The organism is Stenotrophomonas sp. SrG (assembly GCF_050031795.1).
Taxonomy (GTDB): Bacteria; Pseudomonadota; Gammaproteobacteria; order Xanthomonadales; family Xanthomonadaceae; genus Stenotrophomonas; species Stenotrophomonas rhizophila_A.
On the sequence record NZ_JBNBBE010001547.1, the window covers coordinates 1 to 233 of the forward strand.

Here is a 233-nt window from a genome sequence, read left to right on the forward strand (position 1 = left end):
GTTCGTAGGCGCGGCGCCGTGGGCCTTCGCCGGCTTCGTCCATGTGGTCGCGCAGCCTCTGGTCCGCGCCGCGCGCCTCGTCCCGGGTCAGCCGGCCACGCGCGAGCGCGCGCCTGCCTTCGCGCGGCCCGACGTTCAGCCAGTGGCGCTGGGGCTGGGACGCCGCCGCGCGGTTCTGCGCGCGCGCGACCTTCGGCGTGAGGGTCAGGTGGCCCGAGGCCGGGCGGGTCCCG

At 79.0% G+C, this 233-nt stretch carries 1 pseudogene; it reads right to left on the reverse strand.

Going from position 1 to position 233, the window contains the following annotated elements:
* A pseudogene (locus ACQG3P_RS24575) lies at window positions 1-233 on the reverse strand (exodeoxyribonuclease VII large subunit); the annotation flags it as partial.